Below are 19,669 nucleotides of genomic sequence, written 5' to 3'. Positions count from 1 at the left end.
GCGGGCCTATCTGGCGCCAATGCAGCAAGTTTCCGGAAAAACGGTGATCGTCCTCCTGTCGGGCGGCCTCGACTCGATGGTCTGCGCGGGCCTCGCGCGCGAAGCGGGCGCGCGGATCGTCGCGCTCACGATCGATTATAATCAGCGCCACCGCGTCGAACTGGAATCGGCGACGCGCATCGCGAACTATGTCGGCGCGGCCGAACATATCGTGCTGCCGCTCGACCTTCGCCGCTTCGGCGGCTCGGCGCTCACCGCCGATATCGACGTGCCGAAGGATGGTGTTAGCGACGATGTCCCGATCACCTATGTCCCCGCGCGCAACCTCATCTTCCTGTCGCTGACGCTCGGCCTCGCCGAAGCACGGGCTGCGCAGGACATCGTCATCGGGGTCAATGCGCTCGACTATTCGGGCTATCCCGACTGCCGTCCCGAATTCATCCAGGGGTTCGAAAAGCTCGCCGCGCTCGCGACGCGCGATGGCGATAAGGGCGTTGATTTTCACATCCACGCGCCGCTTCAGCATATGACCAAGGCCGATATCGCCGCCGAAGCGGCGCGGCTGGGCATGGACGCGGGGATGAGCTGGTCGTGCTACGACCCGACGCCCGAGGGGCTGCATTGCGGCGCGTGCGACAGTTGCCGCTTGCGGTCCAAGGGCTTCGCCGACGCGGGTCTAGCCGACCCGACGCGCTACGCCTGAGCCGATGACCTACGCCGTCAAAGAGATTTTCCTTACCCTGCAGGGTGAGGGTGCGCAGGCAGGGCGCCGTGCCGTCTTCTGCCGCTTTGCCGGCTGCAATCTGTGGACGGGGCGCGAGAAGGATCGCGCCAAGGCGGTCTGCCAGTTCTGCGACACCGATTTCGTTGGCACCGACGGGACGTTGGGCGGAAAATATAAAACGGCGGGCGCGCTGGCCGATGTCATCGCCGAAAGCTGGGGGCAGGGCCGCGATGACCGCTATGTCGTGCTCACCGGCGGCGAGCCGATGCTGCAGGTCGACGCGGCGCTGATCGACGCGCTGCACGAGCGCGGCTTCACGATCGCGATCGAAAGCAACGGCACCTTCCCGGTCCCGCGCAGCATCGACTGGATCTGCGTCAGCCCTAAGGCGGGCAGTGATCTGGTGCAAACGAGCGGCGACGAATTGAAACTCGTCTGGCCGCAACCGGGCAGCGATGTCGCGCGGCTTGCGACGCTCGATTTCAAGCATCTGCTTGTCCAGCCGCTCGACGATCCGCACGCCGCCGCCAATGTGCAGGCGTGCATCGATCTGGTGATGGACGATCCGCGCTGGCGCCTGTCGCTGCAGACGCACAAAAATCTGGGGCTGCGTTAGGGTTTATTCGCCCTTTTTCGCGGCGGGATCGGCGGTGATCGCCTTTTTCGCGACGGGCATGTCGACCGCATCGGGATCGTCGTCGGCTTCGCTTGCGGGCGCCGCCTCATCTGCAGTATCCGCTTCGTCGGTCTTCGCCGCATCCTTTTTCGTGCCGTCGTCGGGAACGCTGTTGTCGACCGCCGTGCCATCGCTGACCGCGTCGTCGAGGATGATCATCGAATCGCTCACCGATCCGGGCTGGACCTCGACCGCGTCGAGCTTGGTCGTCGACTTGCCGGCGGTGTCGCCGCCGCCACAGGCAGCGAGCGCGAGCAGGGAGAGCGATGCGAGAAGGGTGCGGGTCATGCGGCGTTCCTAGTCCTTCGGCGAAAGCTTGTCGAGAAAGGCGGGAAACGTTTGCACAAGCGCCGCGTCGACCTCGGCAAAGGATGCGGCCCGGCCCAGCGCGGCGAGGCTCGTCACCGGAAATTCGGCGATGCCGCACGGCACGATGCCGCCGAAATGCGCAAGATCGGGCGCGACGTTGAGCGAAAAGCCGTGCATCGTCACCCACCGCTTCACGCGCACCCCGATCGCCCCGATCTTGGCCTCGCGGCCGTCGGCGTCGTCGGTCCAGATGCCGATGCGCCCCTCGGCACGGCGCGCCTCGACGCCGAGCAGCGCGAGCGCGTCGATCACCCAGCCTTCGAGCGCGGAGACATAGGCCCGCACGTCGCGCCCGCGTTTCGTCAGGTCGAGCTGGACATAGCCGACGCGCTGGCCCGGGCCATGATAGGTGTAGCGGCCGCCACGCCCGGCATCATAAACCGGAAATTGCGGATTGAGCAGCTCGGCGGGATCGGCGCTCGTTCCCGCGGTATAAAGCGGTGGATGCTCGATCAGCCAGATGCGCTCGCCCGCCTCGCCGGCATGGATCGCGGCGGCGCGCGTCTCCATATCGGCGAGCGCCGCATCATAATCGGTCAGGCCGGGACTGATGGTCCATTCGGGCGGGGAAAGGGGGGGCATTGCGCGGGCTATCTGGCGCGCCGCGGCGCCTCGCGCAAGACCCTCCGTAGCGCTTGCCGACAGGGGTGGACAGGAGCGCCGAAGATCGTCACCTTCGCCGCAACTGGGAAATCGAAAAAATGACGGGGTATCAATGGTAAAATTCGACATGGGCGCCGCGTGGGACGACACGCTGCAACTTCTGAAGTCGCACACGGCGCTGGTCGGCACGATCGCCGGCGTTTTCCTGTTCCTGCCGGCGCTCGCGGTCGCATGGTTCGGCCCGGTGCCGATCGAGCCCGCGGCGGGCGCTGACTTCAATCAGGTCATGGAGACGTTTCGCGAAAGCTTTCGCCAGATGATTCCGGGACAACTGGCGATCGCGCTATCTGCGCTCATCGGCACGGCGGGAATCCTGCGGCTGTGGCTGTCGCGGACCGGGACCAGCGTCGGCGAGGCGCTGACCTTCGCGCTCATGGTCTTCCCGACGATGATCGCGATCCAGATAGTATGCGGCATCGCGATCGGCCTGGGTTTTCTCCTCCTTCTCGTCCCGGGCCTCTATCTGGTCGGGCGTCTCGCGCTGGTCGCGCCGGCCGTCGCCGACCGCAGCCTCTACAACCCCTTCGAAGCGATCCGGACGAGCTGGGACCTCACGCGAGGCAATGGTTGGGCGATCTTCTTTTTCCTGTTCCTCGTCGCGCTGGTGATCGTGATCGCGGCGTTGATCATCGGGGGCATCGTCTCGGTCATCGCGGGAAGCGAACCGGGGTTCGGGCGGATGCTGGGCGGCTTCATCGAAGCTGTTTTCAGCGCCGTCGGCAGCCTGGCGTCGATTGCCGTTTCGGCGGCTGCCTATCGCCAGCTTGCATCGTCCGATGTGTTCAAGTGATGCGGGTCACCGCCAATAAGAATGATGTGTCGCAAATGGGCGAAGCCGGTCAGGCTTTTGCCCGCCTTGGATGGAGTGAGTGTCTGGTTTAAAAACAGGGGGAAGTGACATGACGAAAATGAGTATCGGAGCAGCCTTCTCGGAAACCTTCGCGTTTCTAAAGGCGAATTGGATGCAGATGCTGATCTGGATGGGCGGGGCGCTGCTCGTCGTCGGTCTGCTCGGTTATCTGCTCCTTGGATCGACTTTCTCGGCAATGGCGCTGGCGCCCAACGACCCGTCGCTCGTGATGGGCGCGTTCGGCAAGATTGCTCTTTTCGCGCTGGTCGCGGCTGTGATTTTTTACGGCGTTTCGATGCTCATCTGGCGCGGCGGCATGTATCCCGGAGAGGCGCCGAATTTCGCCTGGGCGTTTCAGGCCGGGCCGGCGCTGGCCTTTGGCATGTTCGTAGTGATGATCGCCGCCTATATCGTCATCTTCATCATCATGTTCGTCCTGACGCTGATTTTCGGCGCGGCACTCGGCGGCATGGGGGCTTTCTCCCCGGCGGCGCTGGAATCGGGCGGGGCGGGCGCGATCGGCGGCGGCGCGATCTTCCTGATGATCATCCTCTACGTCGCGATGATCGTTTTCCTGCTGTGGGTGCAGGGGCGTTTTCTGGTTGCCGGTCCTGTCATGGCCAATCAGCTGACGCGCAATCCGGTGACGGGCCTCGGTGAATCGTGGCGGCTGACGGGTCCCTCGCAGTGGACGATCGTCGGCTTCTATCTGCTCTTCACGATCGGCATATTCATCTATGCAATGATCGCGGGCCTGATCTTCGGCGGCGTTCTGGGCGCGATTCTCGGCGGTTCGGCGGTGGGCGCGATTTTGACGATGATCGTCATGGCCGCGGTCGTCTACCTGCCGGTCATCATGATTTCCTTCTCGATGCCGGTCGGCGTTTATCGCGCCCTCTCACCGCGCGCATCGGGGGACGTTTTCGCCTGATCTGCGCCAACGGAAATTAGAAAGGGCGCCTCCGGCAACGGGGCGCCCTTTTCTATGTCAGTTCCATTTGGCGAGCGGCGGCAGGCTCATCAGGATCGCGTCGATATTGCCCCCGGTCTTCAGGCCGAACAAAGTTCCGCGGTCATAGACGAGGTTGAATTCGGCATAACGCCCGCGCCAGATGAGCTGTTCCTCGCGCTCGGCCTCGGTAAAGGGCAGGCCCATCCGGCGCCGCACGATCTGCGGGAAGATGTCGAGAAAGGCTTCACCGACCGCCTGCGTCAGCTGGAAGTTTCGGTCGAACTCGGCATCGTCGCCGCATTCGAGATGGTCGTAGAAAATCCCGCCGACGCCGCGATGGACGCCGCGATGCGGGATATAGAAATAATCCTCGGCCCATTTGGCGTAACGTTCGTAAACGTCGGGGCCAAAGGGCGCGCAGGCGGCGCGCAGCCGCGCGTGAAAGGCGTCGGTGTCCTCGGCATAGGGAATCGGCGGGTTGAGATCGGCGCCGCCGCCGAACCAGCGCTTTGTCGTCGCAAGGAAGCGCGTGTTCATATGCACCGCGGGAACGTGCGGGTTCGCCATATGCGCGACAAGGCTGATTCCGGTCGCGAAGAAGCTCGGGTCTTCGCCCGCGCCATGGATCGACCCGGCAAAGTCGGGGGCAAACTCGCCCGCGACGGTCGATACGTTGACGCCGACCTTTTCGAACACTTTGCCCGTCATCACGCCGCGCACGCCGCCGCCGCCTTCGCCCGGCGCCAGCCCATCGGCCTCGCGGTCCCACGGCGTATAGGCAAAGCGCGCGTCGCTGCCGGCCTCGGCCTCGATCTTCTCGAATTCGGCGCAGATCCGGTCGCGGAGCGATTCGAACCAGTTACGTGCCGTCTGTTGCTGCGGGTCGAGCGAGATCATGCCGGAAAGCCTTTCGTTTGCCTGAGCGCTTCGGCGAGCGCGATGCCAGCCGCGACCGCGACATTCAAGGAGCGAAAGCCCTCACGCATGGGAATTGCGACCCGTGCCGTGGCCGCATCATGGACATAAGGCGGCACGCCCGAGGATTCGGCGCCGAGCAACAGCAGGTCGCCGGGCTCGAACGTAAAGGCGGGCAGGGGCGTCGCCCCCGCGGTGGTCAACAGTACGAGCCTCCGAGCCGCCTCGGCGCGCCAGTGCATGAAGTCATTCCAATCGGCGTGCCGGCGCACATTGGCGCGCACCGCATAATCCATTCCCGCGCGCTTCAGCGCGGCGTCGCCAAACGGGAATCCGCATGGCTCGATGATATGCGCGGGCGCGCCGAAGCAGGCGGCGGTGCGCAATATGGTGCCGACATTACCGGCGATGTCCGGCTGAAACAGGGCGATTTCCATGGTGCCCCCATAAAGGCGAAGGCGCCGGGAATCGAGAGGCTTGGCGGCCGTCGCTTGGTACAGTGCGTTATGCGGAAATTGCCTGTTGGCAAGCCCGGACAGTGCGGCTATCAGGCCCGCAATTCCCGGAGGGGCCGCCGGGTTGTGCGCTTTCGTGCGCGTGCAACAGGGCGGCCATAACTTCGAGAACTTTTGTTAGTTCACCCATGCAAGGGCAGTCGAATGGCCAGTGAATCTGAACTCAACGCCGGTATCGAGGATGGCGTACGCCGCCGGGATTTCATCAATATTGCGGCGGTGAGTTTCGCTGGTGTCGGTGCGGTCGCCGTGGTGCTGCCGCTGCTCAACCAGATGAACCCGTCGGCCGACGTGCTCGCGCTGTCGACGACCGAAATCGACATTTCGGCGATCCAGCCTGGCCAGGCGATCAAGACCAGCTGGCGCAAGCAGCCGGTGTTCGTGCGCAACCTCGTCGCCAAGGAGATCGCCGAAGCCAAGGCGGTTCCGCTGGGCGACCTGCGCGATCCTGAAACGATCGACCAGCGCACCAAGCCCGGCAAGGAAAACTGGCTGATCACGCTGGGCGTCTGCACGCACCTCGGTTGCGTGCCGCTCGGTGCGGCCGAGGGCGAGAACAAAGGCGATTTCGGCGGTTATTTCTGCCCGTGCCACGGTTCGCACTATGACACCGCGGCGCGCATCCGTAAGGGGCCGGCACCCAAGAATCTGGTTGTGCCGCCCTATGAATTCAACAGCGACACCGTCGTGACGATCGGCTGAGGAGCGAGATAAGATGAGCTTTCCCTGGGCCAAGCCCTATGAGCCGACGCATCCGCTGATGAAGTGGATGGACGAGAAGCTGCCGATTCCGCGCCTCGTCTATAACGCCACGGGCCCCGGCTATCCGGTCCCGCGCAATCTCAACTATTTCTGGAACTTCGGCGTCCTCGCCGGCGCCGCGCTGATGATCCAGATCATCACCGGTATCGTTCTGGCGATGCACTATGCCGCGAACGCGAGCGTCGCGTTCAATTCGGTCGAGCATATCATGCGCGACGTGAACGCCGGCTGGTTCATCCGCTACGCGCATATGAACGGCGCGAGCATGTTCTTCATCGTCGTCTATCTGCACATCTTCCGCGGCCTCTATTACGGTTCGTACAAGGCGCCGCGCGAAATGGTGTGGCTGCTCGGCGTCGTGATCTTCCTCCTCATGATGGCGACAGCCTTCATGGGCTATGTGCTTCCGTGGGGCCAGATGAGCTTCTGGGGCGCGCAGGTGATCACCGGCTTCTTCTCGGCGATACCGATCGTCGGCGAACCGGTGCGCGAATGGCTGCTCGGCGGCTTCGTCCCCGACAACGCCACGCTCAACCGCTTCTTCTCGCTGCACTATCTGCTGCCGTTCGTGATCCTGGGTGTCATCATCCTGCACATCTGGGCGCTGCACATCCCGGGTTCGTCGAACCCGACGGGCATCGAGGTGAAGGACGAACAGGACACCGTCCCGTTCCACCCCTATTACACCGCGAAGGACGGCTTCGGCGTCGGCATCTTCCTGCTGATCTTCGTCGCGCTGACCTTCTTCAGCCCGAACACGCTCGGCCATGCGGACAATTATATCCCGGCGAACTCGCTTTCGACCCCGGCGCATATCGTTCCCGAATGGTACTTCCTGCCCTTCTACGCGATCCTGAAGGCGTTCACCTTCAACTTCCTGTGGATCGACGCGAAGCTGTGGGGCGTCATCGCGATGTTCGCTTCGATCGCGCTGCTGTTCTTCCTGCCCTGGCTCGACAGCTCGCCGATCAAGTCGTCGAACTATCGTCCGCTGTACCGCATCTTCTTCTGGATCCTCGTCGTCGACGTGCTGCTTCTCGGCTGGTGCGGCATGCAGCCGGCGGAACAGCCGTGGGTGATCCTCAGCCAGCTGGGCGCGATCTATTACTTCGCCCACTTCCTGGTGATCCTGCCGATCGTGTCGCGGATCGAACGCCCGCTGCCGATGCCGAATTCGATCACCGAAGCGGTCCTCGCCAAACACGCCACCGACACCTCGTCGGCTTCGGCAACGGCCTGAGCGCCGGACTTTAATAGGAGCTGATACAGCCATGGTTCGTCCGCTCGGTTTTCTCGTCGGCCTCGGTTTCATTACCGCGCTGGTGCTCGCGATCTTCACGACGCCGCTCAGCAATGAAGCCAATGTTGCGCACGAGTTTCACAAACACCCCCGGCATCTGAAGCTGGCCAGCGATGGCATCGTCCTGCCGCATTGGGACAAGGCGCAGTTGCAGCGCGGGATGCAGGTGTACAAGGAAGTCTGCTCGGCCTGCCACAGCCTGCATCTTGTCGCCTTCCGCGACATTGCGGACCTCGGCTACACCGAAGGCCAGATCAAGACCTTCGCCAAGGGCTTCCAGGTTCCGTCGGTCAACCCCGACACGGGTGAACCGGCGACGCGCGATGGCCTGCCGTCGGATTATTTCCCGTCGCCCTATGCGAACGAAGTCGCCGCGCGCGCCGCGAACAACAACGCGCTGCCGCCCGATCTCTCGCTGATCACCAAGGCGCGCGAAGGCGGCAAGGATTATGTCTATTCGCTGCTGACGGGCTTCCAGAACCCACCGAAGAATCTGCCGGCAGAACTGAAGCCGGGCACGGGGCTGCACTACAACCCCTATTTCGCGAACCTCAACCTCGCGATGGCCCCGCCGCTGGCTCCGAACCAGGTCACATATGCCGATGGCACCAAGGCGACCGTCGACCAGATGTCGAAGGACGTCACGGCGTTCCTCGTCTGGACGGCCGAGCCGAAGCTGATCAAGCGCATCCAGGTGGGTTATGCAGTCTTCTTCTTCCTGCTGATCTTCACCGTGCTGACGTACCTGTCGTACCGGAACATCTGGGCCGACAAGAAACATTGAGGGCGTAGGGGAGGGCGGCCAACATGATCGCCCTCCCGCCCCAGCCGGACCTCGACCTCGCGTCGCTCGTCCGCACCATCCCGGACTTTCCAAAGCCGGGCATTCAATTCCGCGATATCACGACGCTGATCGGCGACGCCGCTGGTTTCGCCGAAAGCGTGCGCCGACTGAGCGCGCTCGCCACGATCCATCGGCCCGATTTCATCGTCGCGGTCGAGGCGCGCGGGTTCCTGTTCGGCGCGGCTATGGCGACCGCGATGGGGCTTGGCGTCGTTCCCGTGCGCAAGGCGGGCAAGCTCCCCGGCGTCACCATCGGCGTCGACTATGAACTCGAATATGGCGTCGATCGCCTCGAACTCCACGAAGGTGCGGTGCTGCCCGGCCACCGCGTCGTCCTTGTCGACGACCTGCTGGCGACCGGCGGCACGATCCTCGCGACCGCCGCGTTGATGCGGAGCGTCGGCGCTGAGGTTGCGGCGGCACTATTCGTGATCGATCTGCCCGATCTGGGCGGATCACGGCGGCTCGAGGCTGCGGGTCTGACCTGCGAGACGCTGATCGCGTTCGACGGCGACTAAGCGGCGCCCTTTGCCGCCAGGGCGATAGCTTCGATTTCGATCCGAAAGCCGAAATGCAGAGGGCCGGTGGGGACCACGCTTCGCGCGGGGCGCGTCGCCCCGAAAAACTGGCCATAAACCGCATCCAGTTCGTCCCAGTCGGCCATGTCGCCGAGATAGACGGTCGTCTTGATCACCCGCGTCAGATCCGTGCCAGCGTCCTGAAGGACGGATTTCAGGTTTTGGAGCGTCTGTTCCGCCTGCGCTCTGAAGGGGGCATCGGCCAGCGACGTATCGCGGCCCGGCAGCAGCGGCAGCTGCCCGGACACGAAAATGAGGCCGCCACCGACCGCGAAGGGTGAATAATGCGGGCCGCCAGCAGGTTGCGTTGTCATGTCGTCGATCCTCCCGATCAGCTGCGACCACGCCCTATCATCGGCGCAAAGAAAAAGCCCGCGCCGAAGCGCGGGCTGTCGCCCCCGTGGCAAGCGGGTTGTTCTTAAAAGGGCACCCAGTTCTGTTTTTTGCGGAACTTCATATAGCCGGCGTTCACGCCAAGCCGCGCGCCGACGCCGACGCGGATCGGGATCAGGACGACGTCGCCGCGGCGCATATAGCTCGCGTTGAAGCCGCCGACCAGATAGGCGGCGCCTTCACCCGCGGGATAGCGCTTGTACAGATCCTCGCTGTCGAACAGGTTATAGACGAGGACAAAGGTGTTGCCGGCATTGGCGCCGGCGTCGAACCCGATCGACGGGCCGGTCCAGTAAGCGGGCAGCTCGCCCTCGACCTTGTGATGCAGCGTGCCCGAGCCATAGCGCACGCCGAGCACGAGCGCGCCGCCGGCCTCGCGCCCGACGATATAGGCGTTGGGTTCGCCCTGCTTCTTCAAAATATCCTCGATCAGCCCGGCAAGGCCTTGCGCGCCCTTGCCGAACACGCCTTCGGCGGCGCCGATCAGATCGTCCTTCTTGTAGGTCGAGCCGGGTGCCGCCACGACGGTCGCCGCCGAAACGTCGGCGCCGGCCGCGGCGCCGTCCACGGGCGGCGTCTCGCTGGTCTGCTGGTCGCCGGTGGCAAGGTCGCTGTCGTAGGATGTGCCGGCCGTCGAATCGCTCGATACCGGTGGCGGCGCCGGGTTGTCGAGATCGGAATCGATCGCCGTGTTATTGGGATCGACTTCGCGCATCTGCGCGGCTGCCGGAAGCGGCGTCAGCGCAAGGCCGAGCGATGCCATTGCTGCCAAGGCAAGGCTGGTGAACGTTTTCCGCATATTGGACCCCCAAAGATCGAGTGACGCACGCGCGCCGAAATCTGCGTTAATCATGACTCGCTTTCGGCTGCGGGCAATGAACCGGCGATGACTTGAGTCGAATTTACGCCGGACCGAATCATCCGGGCGACGAAATGCCTGCTTCGACCCCAAAATTGCACAATCTTTGCCGTTGCGGGGTGCGAAGTGCATGGCTATAGCGACCCGCCTAGGCCAGACTGTCGTTAGCGCGACAGGCCATGCGGAGACGTGGGTGAGTGGCTGAAACCAACGGTTTGCTAAACCGTCGTACTGGTAAATCCGGTACCGAGGGTTCGAATCCCTCCGTCTCCGCCACTATTTTCCTAATTCTAATCCGATTAATTGGGGGCCTCCGTGCCAACTTGTTACGGTTAGTTCCGGTAATCGGATAATTCCGGTTCGCGGAAGGCGCGGCATTCGCGGTTTGATCGGCGGGGTTCCTGCCAACTGCACCGAGGATGCGAATCCCGGCCTTCTTGATTTCGTGAATAATGAGTTCATACTCACCGGACCGGCAACAGCTTCCCTTGATGCGGGGGTTTGTTTTGGGGGCGTGCCTGGCGATGACCGTGGGGGGCTCCGCTGCCAATTGGTGCGACATGCGCGTCCTGATCATAGAGGACAACGATCGCCTGGCGGGGCTCGTTTCGCATGGCCTGGCTCAGCATGGATTCAGCGGGGACGGCGTCGGGAATCTCGACGAAGCCGAGGTCGCTCTTGCCAGCGTGACATATGATGCGATTATTCTGGACCTCGGGCTACCCGATGGTGACGGGCTCGAATGGTTGCGCCGCGACCGGCCGGGCCACCCCCTGCCGCCCGTCCTGATCCTGACAGCGCGCGACGGAATGGGGGATCGGGTCGCCGGTCTTGATGGCGGGGCGGATGACTATCTGGTCAAACCTGTCGAAATCGAGGAACTCGCCGCGCGCCTTCGCGCGCTTCTGCGCCGGCCGGGAGCGCGCAGCCTGCCGATCATCAGGGCTGGGAAGCTGGCGTTCGACGTGGCGGCGCGGACGGCGCGGAGCGGCGACAACGCCATCGAACTGACCCGCCGCGAAGCCGACTTGCTGGAACTGCTGATCCGGCGGGCCGGAGCGGTCGTGCGCCGATCGACCATCGAAGAAGCGCTGTACCGGTTCGACGAACCGGTGACGCCCAATGCGGTCGAGGCCATTGTGTCCCGGCTTCGCCATAAGCTCAGCGATGCCGATCATCCCGACCGGCTCGTGACCGTCCGCGGAATGGGCTATCTGCTCCGGGACTACGGGGATTAAAGCGCCGCATTCCGTATCGCGCCGCCTGACGCGCGGCCTGGCATGGACGGGCGCGTTTGGCGGTCTGGCGCTGATCATTTTCGTCAGTTTCGATGTCGAGGTCATGCTCGAGCAAAAGTCGGCATCGGATGGCTGGCGCGGCGAATGGCTTGAAATCGCTGAACATGTCGTCCTGCCGCTCCTCCTGCTTATGGTGCCGATGTTTTTCGCGGTCAGGTGGGTCATCCGGACATCGCTCGCCCCGCTGGGCACGGCGGCTGCCCGCATGGATTCGGTGGTGGGCACCGACCGCGGCTTCCGTGTCAATCTTGAGGAATTTCCGCTCGAGACCCAGCCCTTTGCGCGCGCGCTGAACGATCTGCTGGCACGCCTCGACGACGTCGCGGAGCAGCGCGAGGCCTTTGCCGCCAATGTCGCCCACGAACTGCGGACGCCGCTGGCGATCCTGATGATCGAGCTGGACCGGCTAGGCTCGCCCGACGCGCTCAGGCTCAAGAAGGACGTTGCCGCGATGAAGCGGCTTGTCGGTCAGATCATGATGATGGCGCAGGTGGAAGCGCATGTGGCGCGCCCCGTCTCCCACGATGTCGTTTCGCTTTCCGATGTGGCGATGGACGTGACCAACCGCTTTGCCCCGCTGGCGGCCGAGCAGGGCAGGCACGTCGCGTTGGCGGTCGAGGGCGAACCCATGGTTTCCGGAATCAGGGAAACGCTCGCGGCGGCGGTGTCGAACCTGGTGGAGAATGCGCTGCGCGTGACCCCCGAGGGCGGAACGGTCGTGATCGCGGTCGGCCCGGATGCCCGCATTTGTGTCAGGGACGAGGGGGCTGGCTTGTCGGCTGCCGACCTTGCCGCGCTCAGCCAGCGCTTCGCTCGCGCCGATCATGCGAACGCCGGCGGGGCGGGCCTGGGCCTCGCGATCGTGGCGCGAATTGCCGAAATCCACCATGCCAGGCTGATTACCAATCCTCACCGAAAAGAAATTGGCCTGTTATTTCAAGGCGCCCACCAAATTGGTGAACAATCTGATCGTCAGCTAAGTTAACCGTCAGGTTGGCGTCAGCTTAGGCGCATAATCTTAACAGGACCGATTCGTTTCATAACAAAAAGAGTGCCTTCTCGCTCGGGTCGCGGCGGCGGGAAATGGTCAAGCGGGCGTATGTTTGTCGGCGCGTGCCTAGGCAAGTACCCGTGGGGGGCAAATCCGTGACGAATGCAACAGGTGAGATTTTGGTTGCGGATAGTCATCCGCTTTGCCGCGAAGGATTGACTACACTTTTCGCGCGAAATCTCGGCCTGCCCAATCTGATCGAAGCCTGGGACTTTCCGTCTGTCATCACACGAATGGCGGCGCGGCGATCGATCGATCTTGTGACGATCGATCTCGGCCTGCCGGGGATGCACAAGCGCGAAGGCTTGCGCGATCTGCGCGTTAAATATCCCAATGTCCGCGTCGTCGTCGTGACTGCGTCCCGCGACCGCGAGATGGTGCTCGACGCGCTGGCGGCCGGCGTCCACGGCTATATCCCAAAGGATTTTCCGGTCCACGAGATGGCGGACGCATTAAGAAAGGTGCTGGCGGGGCAGATATATGTTCCGCCTTTCCTGTCCGATTTGAATGCCCGGAAGGCGAGCCTCGCCGATGAGGATGGCGCCGCGCACGAGACGGCGCTGACCGGGCGTCAATTCGAGGTTCTGAACCTCCTCGCCGCCGGGCGGTCGAACAAGGAAATCGCGCGGCTTCTGTGCATCGCCGAGGGAACGGTGAAGGTTCATATCGCCGCCGCATTTCGTATGCTGGGTGTACACAACCGGGTCAGCGCGGTCGCCGTGATGCAGGCGCGGGCATTCAATGACAGCGCGGATGAGACATATCTACCCGGCCTTCTCGAAGAGAAGCGCGGAAGGCCGATGTTGCAGCGTAATTTTAACGGGGTTTCCCAAATCTCGTACAGGCGCTAAGCGGCGTTTCATCGCCATTCGCGGGCCATTTTCGCGCCCGCCCCAAATCAGCTTCCCTTCCGTCTTTTGCCTTGCCAGCCTGCAAAGGGCCCTCCTTGGCCTGCCCCTTGCCCGATCGTCACCTATATATAAAAAGTACTATATAGATTGTGACATCGTAATAGAGCGCGTGAATATAGAACGGCGGGAACGTAATAGGTCGCCAGTCCAACTCGACGGCGGCGCTCCTTAAGACTTAGCTTGCAACCACAAAATCCGCAGATCGACCGCGTATTGCGAGTCGAAGCCGAGCCGGTTGCTGGGCGGCGTGTGCGGGTTTACTGCAGGGAGGTAAGCATGGTTACGTACATCCGCAGCGATCTCGAATTCATTCTCGATCAGATCAAGATTGCCGAAGCGCATGCCGCTGGGCAGCCGCTTTACGGGCCGGGTGGGCTTATCCCCGCGTATAATCTTTCCTTCGGATTGCGTGCGGTCGACGGCAGCAACAACCATCTGCTCCCGGGCCAGGAACAATGGGGCGCGTCCAACGTGCAGTTCCCGTCATTGCTCGATCCGGTTTACCGGCCGGCGGACGGCACCGTGTTCGATCCCGACGGGCCTGGCGGCGCGCCGCCGATGCCGACGGCGCCCAACTACAATCCGTCCAACAATCCGAACTCGCTCGTCTTCGACAGCAGCCTGCGGACAATCTCCAACCTGCTCGTCGATCAGACGCTGGGCAATCCCGCCGCGATCCTCGAGGGGCTGGACCGGGCGGGTAGTGCTGATCCGCTGACAGATCTGGCGGCGATTACGGCGATCTATCAGACCTTCAAACCGGCGTCGGACGCAGAATATCAGGCGCGCGTGGTCAAGGAGAACGCACGGGTCGCAGCCAATGAGCTGGACGATGGCGACCCCCTTACGCCGCCGAGTGCGGCGGAACAGGCTGCGCTGGATGCGCTGGCCGCCGCGACCGCCGCGCATGACGTGACCGTCGCCGATCTGGAGGCCGCGCGCGTCGTTCGCGACGCCGCGCTTGTGCCCTATGGTCTCGCGATGGACGGCGACAACGTCCATCTGCCGAATATTTCGCCCGACGTGGGCCTGTCGGCCTCGTTCAACTCGTGGTTCACCCTGTTCGGCCAATTCTTCGATCATGGTCTCGATCTGGTCAACAAGGGGGGCAGCGGCACCGTCTTCATTCCGCTCCAGCCCGACGATCCGCTTTATGTCCCGGGCAGCCCCACCAACTTCATGGTGCTGACGCGCGCCACGGTTTCGGCGGGCGCCGACAACATCATGGGAACCGCCGACGATGTGCGGCCGGTCAACACGACGACCTCCTATGTCGATCAGAACCAGACCTATGCTTCGCACGCGTCGCATCAGGTGTTCCTGCGCCAATATGAAGTGAACGCGGCGGGCCATCCGGTTGCGACCGGCAAGCTGATCGAGGGCGCCGGCGGCTCCCCCGGCGGCATGGCGACCTGGGCCGAGGTCAAGGAACAGGCGCTGATGCTCGGCATCCTGCTCACCGATCAGGACGTGGGCAAGGTGCCCCTGCTGCGCACCGACGCCTACGGCAATTTCATCCCCAACGCTGCGGGCTATGCGCAGGTGATCACGGGTATCGGCGGCGACGGGATTCCGAACACGGCCGACGACGTTGTGATTTCGGGTACGCCGTTGGCGCCGGTGGGTCTTGCCACCGCGATTCGCACCAACAGCGCCTTCCTCGCCGATATCGCCCACACCGCGGTGCCGAACGGCATCGAAGACGGCGACATCACGATCGGCCTGCTGAACCCCGGCAACAACCCGGCGGTTTATGACGATGAACTGCTCGACGCCCACTTCATGGCGGGCGACGGCCGGGTGAACGAGAATATCGGCCTGACCGCGGTCCACCATGTCTTCCATGCCGAACATAACCGCCTGGTCGAGCACACCAAGGAGGTCGTCCTGGCAACCGGCGACCTTGCGTTCCTCAACGAATGGCTGGCGGATGACGTCGCGGCCCTCCCAACGACGCCGGGGCAGGTCGCTGCGCTGGTGTGGGACGGCGAACGCTTGTTCCAGGCCGCGAAATTCGGCACCGAGATGCAATATCAGCACCTCGTGTTCGAGGAATTCGCGCGCAAGATCCAGCCGCAGGTCGACTTCTTCATCGTGCCCGACGGGTTCGACACCACGATCAACCCCGACATCGTCGCCGAATTCGCGCACGTCGTCTATCGCTTCGGCCACTCGATGCTGACCGAAGATATATCCCGGTTCGGCCCGACCTTCACGCCCGACGACATCAGCCTGATCGATGGCTTCCTCAATCCCACGGCGTTCAACGGGGTTAACGGTGTCATCGCGGACGGGTTGGCAGCGGGCGACATCATCCGCGGCATGACTCGTCAGGTCGGCAACGAGATCGACGAATTCGTCACCAGCGCGCTGCGCAACAACCTGCTGGGCCTGCCGCTCGATCTGGCGACGATCAACCTTGCCCGCGGCCGCGACACCGGCGTCCCCTCGCTTAACGCCGCGCGCCGCGAATTCTATGAGGTGACGAACAACGACGCGCGGCTGAAACCCTATGAAAGCTGGGTCGACTTCGCCGGCAATCTCAAGAATGAGGCGTCGATCATCAACTTCGTCGCGGCTTATGGCACGCATTCGCTGATCACCGGCGAAACGACGGTAGAGGGCAAGCGCGCTGCGGCGATGGCGATCATCTTCGGTACCGATCAGACGGTGCTGGGCGATCCCGACGATCCGCTGGACGATCGCGTCATCCTGGCGGCCGATGCGCCCGATGCGTTCGACTTCCTCAACGGCGAAGGCGCCTGGACCAGCGGTCCGAACGGGGTCACGATCACCGGCCTCGATAATGTCGACCTGTGGATCGGCGGCCTTGCCGAAAAGATCCTGCCCTTTGGCGGCATGCTCGGCTCCACCTTCAACTTCGTCTTCGAAGTGCAGATGGAACAGCTGCAGAATGCCGACCGCTTCTATTATCTCCAGCGTCTCGACGGCCTGCACCTGTTCAGCGAGATGGAAGGCAACAGCTTCGCCGGGATGATCATGCGCAACACCAATGCGACGCATCTTCCCTCCGACGTCTTCTCGACGCCCGGACTGATCCTGGAGGTCGACCGGACGCGGCAGTTCAACGATCTCAATGGCGACGGTGTGCTGGAGAGCACCGACCCGACCGGCGGCGGCATCCTGACCCCGCTTGTCGTCCGCAATAACCCCGGAACCGTCGGTCCCGACACCAACTATCTGCGCTATACGGGCGATCAGCATGTGGTGCTGGGCGGCACCGAGGGCGCCGACATCATCATTGCCAGCGAAGGCGACGACACGATCTTCGGCGATGGCGGTAACGATACGCTCGAAGGCGGCGCCGGCAACGACATCATCAATGCCGGTGCGGGAGACGACGTCGTCCGCGACATCGGCGGTGACGACAATGTCAAGCTTGGCGACGGGCATGACGTGATCAACACCGGACCGGGCCTCGACCTGGTGCTCGGTGGGCGCGGGCAGGACTTCATCGTTCTCGGCAGCGACGCCGGGTCGGAAGTCTTCGCCGGTGAAGGCAATGACTTCATCCTCGGCAATATCACCGCCGAACGCATCCTCGGCAACGAGGGCGACGACTGGATCGAACATGGCACCTTCGACGGCGCGCCCGGCGACAATTTCGACGAAATTTTCGCGCAGGACGGGGTCGTGGGCCATGACGTGTTCTTCGGGCTTGGCGGCTTCGACGAGTTCATCGCCGAAGGCGGCGACGACATCATGGTCGGCAGCCCGGGTCGCGCCAAGATGGCCGGCATGTCGGGTTGGGACTGGGCGATTTATAAGGATAACAGCGCCGGCACCGATGCCGACCTGACGCGCGGGATCGTGTTCGACGAGAATCCGACGCCGCCGCCAAATGCGACGCAGGACGCCTATGAAAGCGTCGAAGGGCTGTCGGGGTCGCGGTTCAACGATATCCTGTCGGGTTCCAACATCACCGCGGCAGAACGCGCGCCGTTCGATCCCGATCCGGCGATCAGCGGATCGGAAGGCTATACGGGAAGCAATCTCGACGCCGCGGGCATCGCCCGGATCGCCGGGCTGCAGGCCGTGGTCGGAGCGGGCGTCACGTCGTATAACGCCGGCGATATCATCCTCGGCGGCGACGGCAGCGACCTCATCCGCGGTAACGCCGGCGATGATATCATCGATGGCGATAAATGGCTGAACGTGCGGATCAGCGTTCGCCAGAATGTCGGTCCCGATGGCGGCACCGGTGTGGAAATCGCCACGGCCAACAGCATGAGCGAGCTGGTAACGCGGATGTTCAACCGGACATTCAATCCGGGACAGCTTGTGATCGTCCGCGAAATCCTGACCGACACGACCGCGGGCGACACGGACATCGCCGTGTTCTCCGACCTCAGGGCCAATTACGACATCACCTATAATGCCAATGGCACGATCAGCGTGGCGCATGCGCGCGGCACGCAGCTCGACGGCACCGACAATTTGCGCAACATCGAACGCATGCGGTTCTCCGACGTCGAGATCGCGGTCAACGCGCCGGCGACGGGCCAGCCCGTCATCAGCGACCTGACGCCGAGAGAAGGGCTGCAGCTGACCGTCAATAACGCGGCGATTGCCGACCCGAATGGGCTCGGCGCCTTCAGCTACCAATGGCAGCAGTCGATCGACGGCGTGACCTGGAACAATATTGCCGGGGCCACCGCTGCGACGTTCACGCCCGACGACAATGCCGGCCAGGTGTTCGGCGACCAGGCCGGGCTTCGGCTGCGCGTCGCGGTGAGCTTCACCGATGGCGGTGGCACGGCCGAACAGGTCATATCCGCCGCGACCGGGCCGACCGGGGTCAATTGGGACGGCAATGGCGCCAACAACAGCCTGGTCGGTACGGCCGGCGACGACACCGGCGACGGTGGCGGCGGCAATGATGTACTGTCGGGCAACGACGGCAATGATACGCTGAACGGTGATGGCGGCAACGACACCGTCTCCGGCGGTCTTGGCAACGACGCGCTGACCGGCGGGGGAGGGAATGACACGCTGACCGGAGGCGCGGGCAACGACAGCATCAACGGCAATGGCGACAACGACGTGGCGGTGTTCGCCGGACCGGTCGGAAACTATAGCGTCACGACCACCGGAACATCACTTGTCGTCACCGACAACACCGGCGCCGAGGGTGTCGATACGGTGAGCAATGTCGAAACGCTGCGGTTCAATGGCGTCAACTATGCGGTTGTCGCCGGAACCGGCGGCAACAACAACCTCAACGGCGCCGCGGGCTCGCAGGCGGTGTTCGGATTTGGGGGCAATGACACGATCAATGGCGCCGCCGGCAACGACATCGTCAATGGCGGCGACGGCACCGATACCATAACCCAGACCGGAGCCACCGGTGGGAGGGATCTGGTGGATGGCGGGGCCGGCACGGATACATTCGTGCTCAACGGCGTGGCGGGAGCGGAAACCTTCCGTATCTATGCCCGGGCCGCAGCCGAAGCTGCGGGCATGACCGGACTGAATGCCAACACCGAAATCGTCGTCACGCGCAACGGCACCGGGAACGCGCAGATCGTGGCCGAACTCGACAATATCGAGGAGATCAACGTCAACGCCCTGAATGTGACGTCGCCCGGAGGCGTCCCGCCGGGCGGTACGGGAGGGAACGGTGGCGACACGATCCTCGTCATCGGCGATTTCAACCCGACCAGCCTCAACTTCAATACGATCACCGTCAACGGCGGCCGGGGCGCCGATACGGTCGATATATCCGGACTGACCTCCGCGCATCGGCTGGTATTCAATACCGGCGGCGGCGCCGATCAGTTTATCGGTGACGCCCGGGCCCAGGACGTCGTCAATTCCGGCAGTTCCGGAAATGGCCACGGCGGCGGTTCCGTCCATCAGCAGGACAACCCCTTGCAGATGATCCGGGCACTGATGGACGACTGGATGGAAGCGAACGGGCGCTCCAGCCTCCGCGATGTCCGGCACTATTTCGACACGGATTATCTCTTTTCATAACCAGCTTGGCGC

General features: G+C 63.4%; 18 protein-coding genes and 1 tRNA gene. 13 read left to right on the top strand and 6 right to left on the bottom strand.

The window, feature by feature from the left end:
- Positions 1-19: 19 nt before the first annotated feature.
- Together queC and queE are read left to right on the top strand one after the other, a co-directional pair.
- Complete coding sequence (gene queC, locus ATE70_RS11360; protein WP_058538016.1) at positions 20-703, top strand: 7-cyano-7-deazaguanine synthase QueC; 684 nt, start codon at positions 20-22, stop codon at positions 701-703.
- Positions 704-707: 4 nt separating this feature from the next.
- A complete protein-coding gene (queE, locus tag ATE70_RS11355; RefSeq protein WP_058538015.1) occupies positions 708-1,340 on the top strand; it encodes a 7-carboxy-7-deazaguanine synthase in 633 nt (210 codons plus the stop codon).
- A 3-nt stretch (positions 1,341-1,343) separates the two neighbouring features.
- Here queE and ATE70_RS11350 read toward each other — a convergent pair whose 3' ends face one another.
- Together ATE70_RS11350 and lipB are read right to left on the bottom strand one after the other, a co-directional pair.
- Positions 1,344-1,688 carry a hypothetical protein gene (locus ATE70_RS11350; protein ID WP_058538014.1) on the bottom strand — a complete coding sequence of 115 codons (345 nt, stop codon included), beginning with the start codon at positions 1,686-1,688 and terminating at the stop codon, positions 1,344-1,346.
- Between the two features lie 9 nt (positions 1,689-1,697).
- Positions 1,698-2,351, bottom strand: a complete 654-nt coding sequence (lipB, locus tag ATE70_RS11345) for a lipoyl(octanoyl) transferase LipB (protein WP_058538013.1) — start codon at positions 2,349-2,351, stop codon at positions 1,698-1,700.
- A gap of 133 nt (positions 2,352-2,484) precedes the next feature.
- Between lipB and ATE70_RS11340 the strand changes: the two genes are divergently transcribed.
- Both ATE70_RS11340 and ATE70_RS11335 read left to right on the top strand, forming a co-directional pair.
- Entirely contained in the window at positions 2,485-3,222 is a 738-nt protein-coding gene (locus tag ATE70_RS11340; RefSeq protein WP_058538012.1) for a glycerophosphoryl diester phosphodiesterase membrane domain-containing protein, read from the top strand.
- A gap of 109 nt (positions 3,223-3,331) precedes the next feature.
- Positions 3,332-4,213 (top strand): hypothetical protein, encoded by an 882-nt coding sequence (locus ATE70_RS11335; protein ID WP_058538011.1) that lies wholly within the window; start codon positions 3,332-3,334, stop codon positions 4,211-4,213.
- Positions 4,214-4,270: 57 nt separating this feature from the next.
- Here ATE70_RS11335 and hemF read toward each other — a convergent pair whose 3' ends face one another.
- Positions 4,271-5,131, bottom strand: coding sequence for an oxygen-dependent coproporphyrinogen oxidase (hemF, locus tag ATE70_RS11330; RefSeq protein WP_058538010.1), 861 nt, complete (start codon positions 5,129-5,131; stop codon positions 4,271-4,273).
- Positions 5,128-5,586 (bottom strand): tRNA (cytidine(34)-2'-O)-methyltransferase, encoded by a 459-nt coding sequence (locus ATE70_RS11325; RefSeq protein ID WP_056374350.1) that lies wholly within the window; start codon positions 5,584-5,586, stop codon positions 5,128-5,130. The genes hemF and ATE70_RS11325 overlap by 4 nt, the downstream gene beginning before the upstream one ends.
- Positions 5,587-5,808: 222 nt before the next feature.
- Between ATE70_RS11325 and petA the strand changes: the two genes are divergently transcribed.
- Genes petA through ATE70_RS11305 form a run of 4 tightly spaced genes read left to right on the top strand, consistent with a single transcriptional unit; the run spans position 5,809 to position 9,088 of the window.
- Positions 5,809-6,366, top strand: a complete 558-nt coding sequence (gene petA / locus ATE70_RS11320) for a ubiquinol-cytochrome c reductase iron-sulfur subunit (protein ID WP_056374353.1) — start codon at positions 5,809-5,811, stop codon at positions 6,364-6,366.
- A 13-nt stretch (positions 6,367-6,379) separates the two neighbouring features.
- Entirely contained in the window at positions 6,380-7,666 is a 1,287-nt protein-coding gene (locus ATE70_RS11315; protein ID WP_058538009.1) for a cytochrome b, read from the top strand.
- A gap of 31 nt (positions 7,667-7,697) precedes the next feature.
- Positions 7,698-8,510, top strand: a complete 813-nt coding sequence (locus ATE70_RS11310) for a cytochrome c1 (RefSeq protein ID WP_058538008.1) — start codon at positions 7,698-7,700, stop codon at positions 8,508-8,510.
- 23 nt (positions 8,511-8,533) lie between these two features.
- Positions 8,534-9,088: an adenine phosphoribosyltransferase gene (locus ATE70_RS11305; protein WP_058538007.1), complete on the top strand. Its 555-nt coding sequence runs from the start codon at positions 8,534-8,536 to the stop codon at positions 9,086-9,088.
- Here ATE70_RS11305 and ATE70_RS11300 read toward each other — a convergent pair.
- A complete protein-coding gene (locus tag ATE70_RS11300) occupies positions 9,085-9,462 on the bottom strand; it encodes a RidA family protein (RefSeq protein ID WP_058538006.1) in 378 nt (125 codons plus the stop codon). The genes ATE70_RS11305 and ATE70_RS11300 overlap by 4 nt on opposite strands.
- A 104-nt stretch (positions 9,463-9,566) precedes the next feature.
- Positions 9,567-10,340 carry a DUF1134 domain-containing protein gene (locus tag ATE70_RS11295; RefSeq protein WP_058538222.1) on the bottom strand — a complete coding sequence of 258 codons (774 nt, stop codon included), beginning with the start codon at positions 10,338-10,340 and terminating at the stop codon, positions 9,567-9,569.
- Between the two features lie 243 nt (positions 10,341-10,583).
- Here ATE70_RS11295 and ATE70_RS11290 point away from each other — a divergent pair.
- The 5 genes from ATE70_RS11290 to ATE70_RS25670 all read left to right on the top strand — a co-directional run bounded on the left by ATE70_RS11290 (position 10,584) and on the right by ATE70_RS25670 (position 19,657).
- A tRNA-Ser gene (locus ATE70_RS11290) sits at positions 10,584-10,676 on the top strand.
- A 284-nt stretch (positions 10,677-10,960) separates the two neighbouring features.
- Positions 10,961-11,638, top strand: coding sequence for a winged helix-turn-helix domain-containing protein (locus tag ATE70_RS11285; protein ID WP_058538005.1), 678 nt, complete (start codon positions 10,961-10,963; stop codon positions 11,636-11,638).
- A 103-nt stretch (positions 11,639-11,741) separates the two neighbouring features.
- On the top strand, positions 11,742-12,683 hold the full coding sequence (locus ATE70_RS11280) for a sensor histidine kinase (RefSeq protein WP_082639407.1): 942 nt from the start codon (positions 11,742-11,744) through the stop codon (positions 12,681-12,683).
- Positions 12,684-12,781: 98 nt separating this feature from the next.
- Positions 12,782-13,600, top strand: a complete 819-nt coding sequence (locus ATE70_RS11275; RefSeq protein ID WP_082639405.1) for a response regulator — start codon at positions 12,782-12,784, stop codon at positions 13,598-13,600.
- A gap of 336 nt (positions 13,601-13,936) precedes the next feature.
- Complete coding sequence (locus ATE70_RS25670; protein WP_058538002.1) at positions 13,937-19,657, top strand: peroxidase family protein; 5,721 nt, start codon at positions 13,937-13,939, stop codon at positions 19,655-19,657.
- Positions 19,658-19,669 lie beyond the last annotated feature (12 nt).

Origin of the sequence: Sphingopyxis sp. H053, from assembly GCF_001468225.1 — a bacterium.
GTDB lineage: Bacteria > Pseudomonadota > Alphaproteobacteria > Sphingomonadales > Sphingomonadaceae > Sphingopyxis.
The sequence above is the reverse complement of the archived record's forward strand: the minus strand, read 5'-3'. Positions and strand labels throughout refer to the sequence as shown.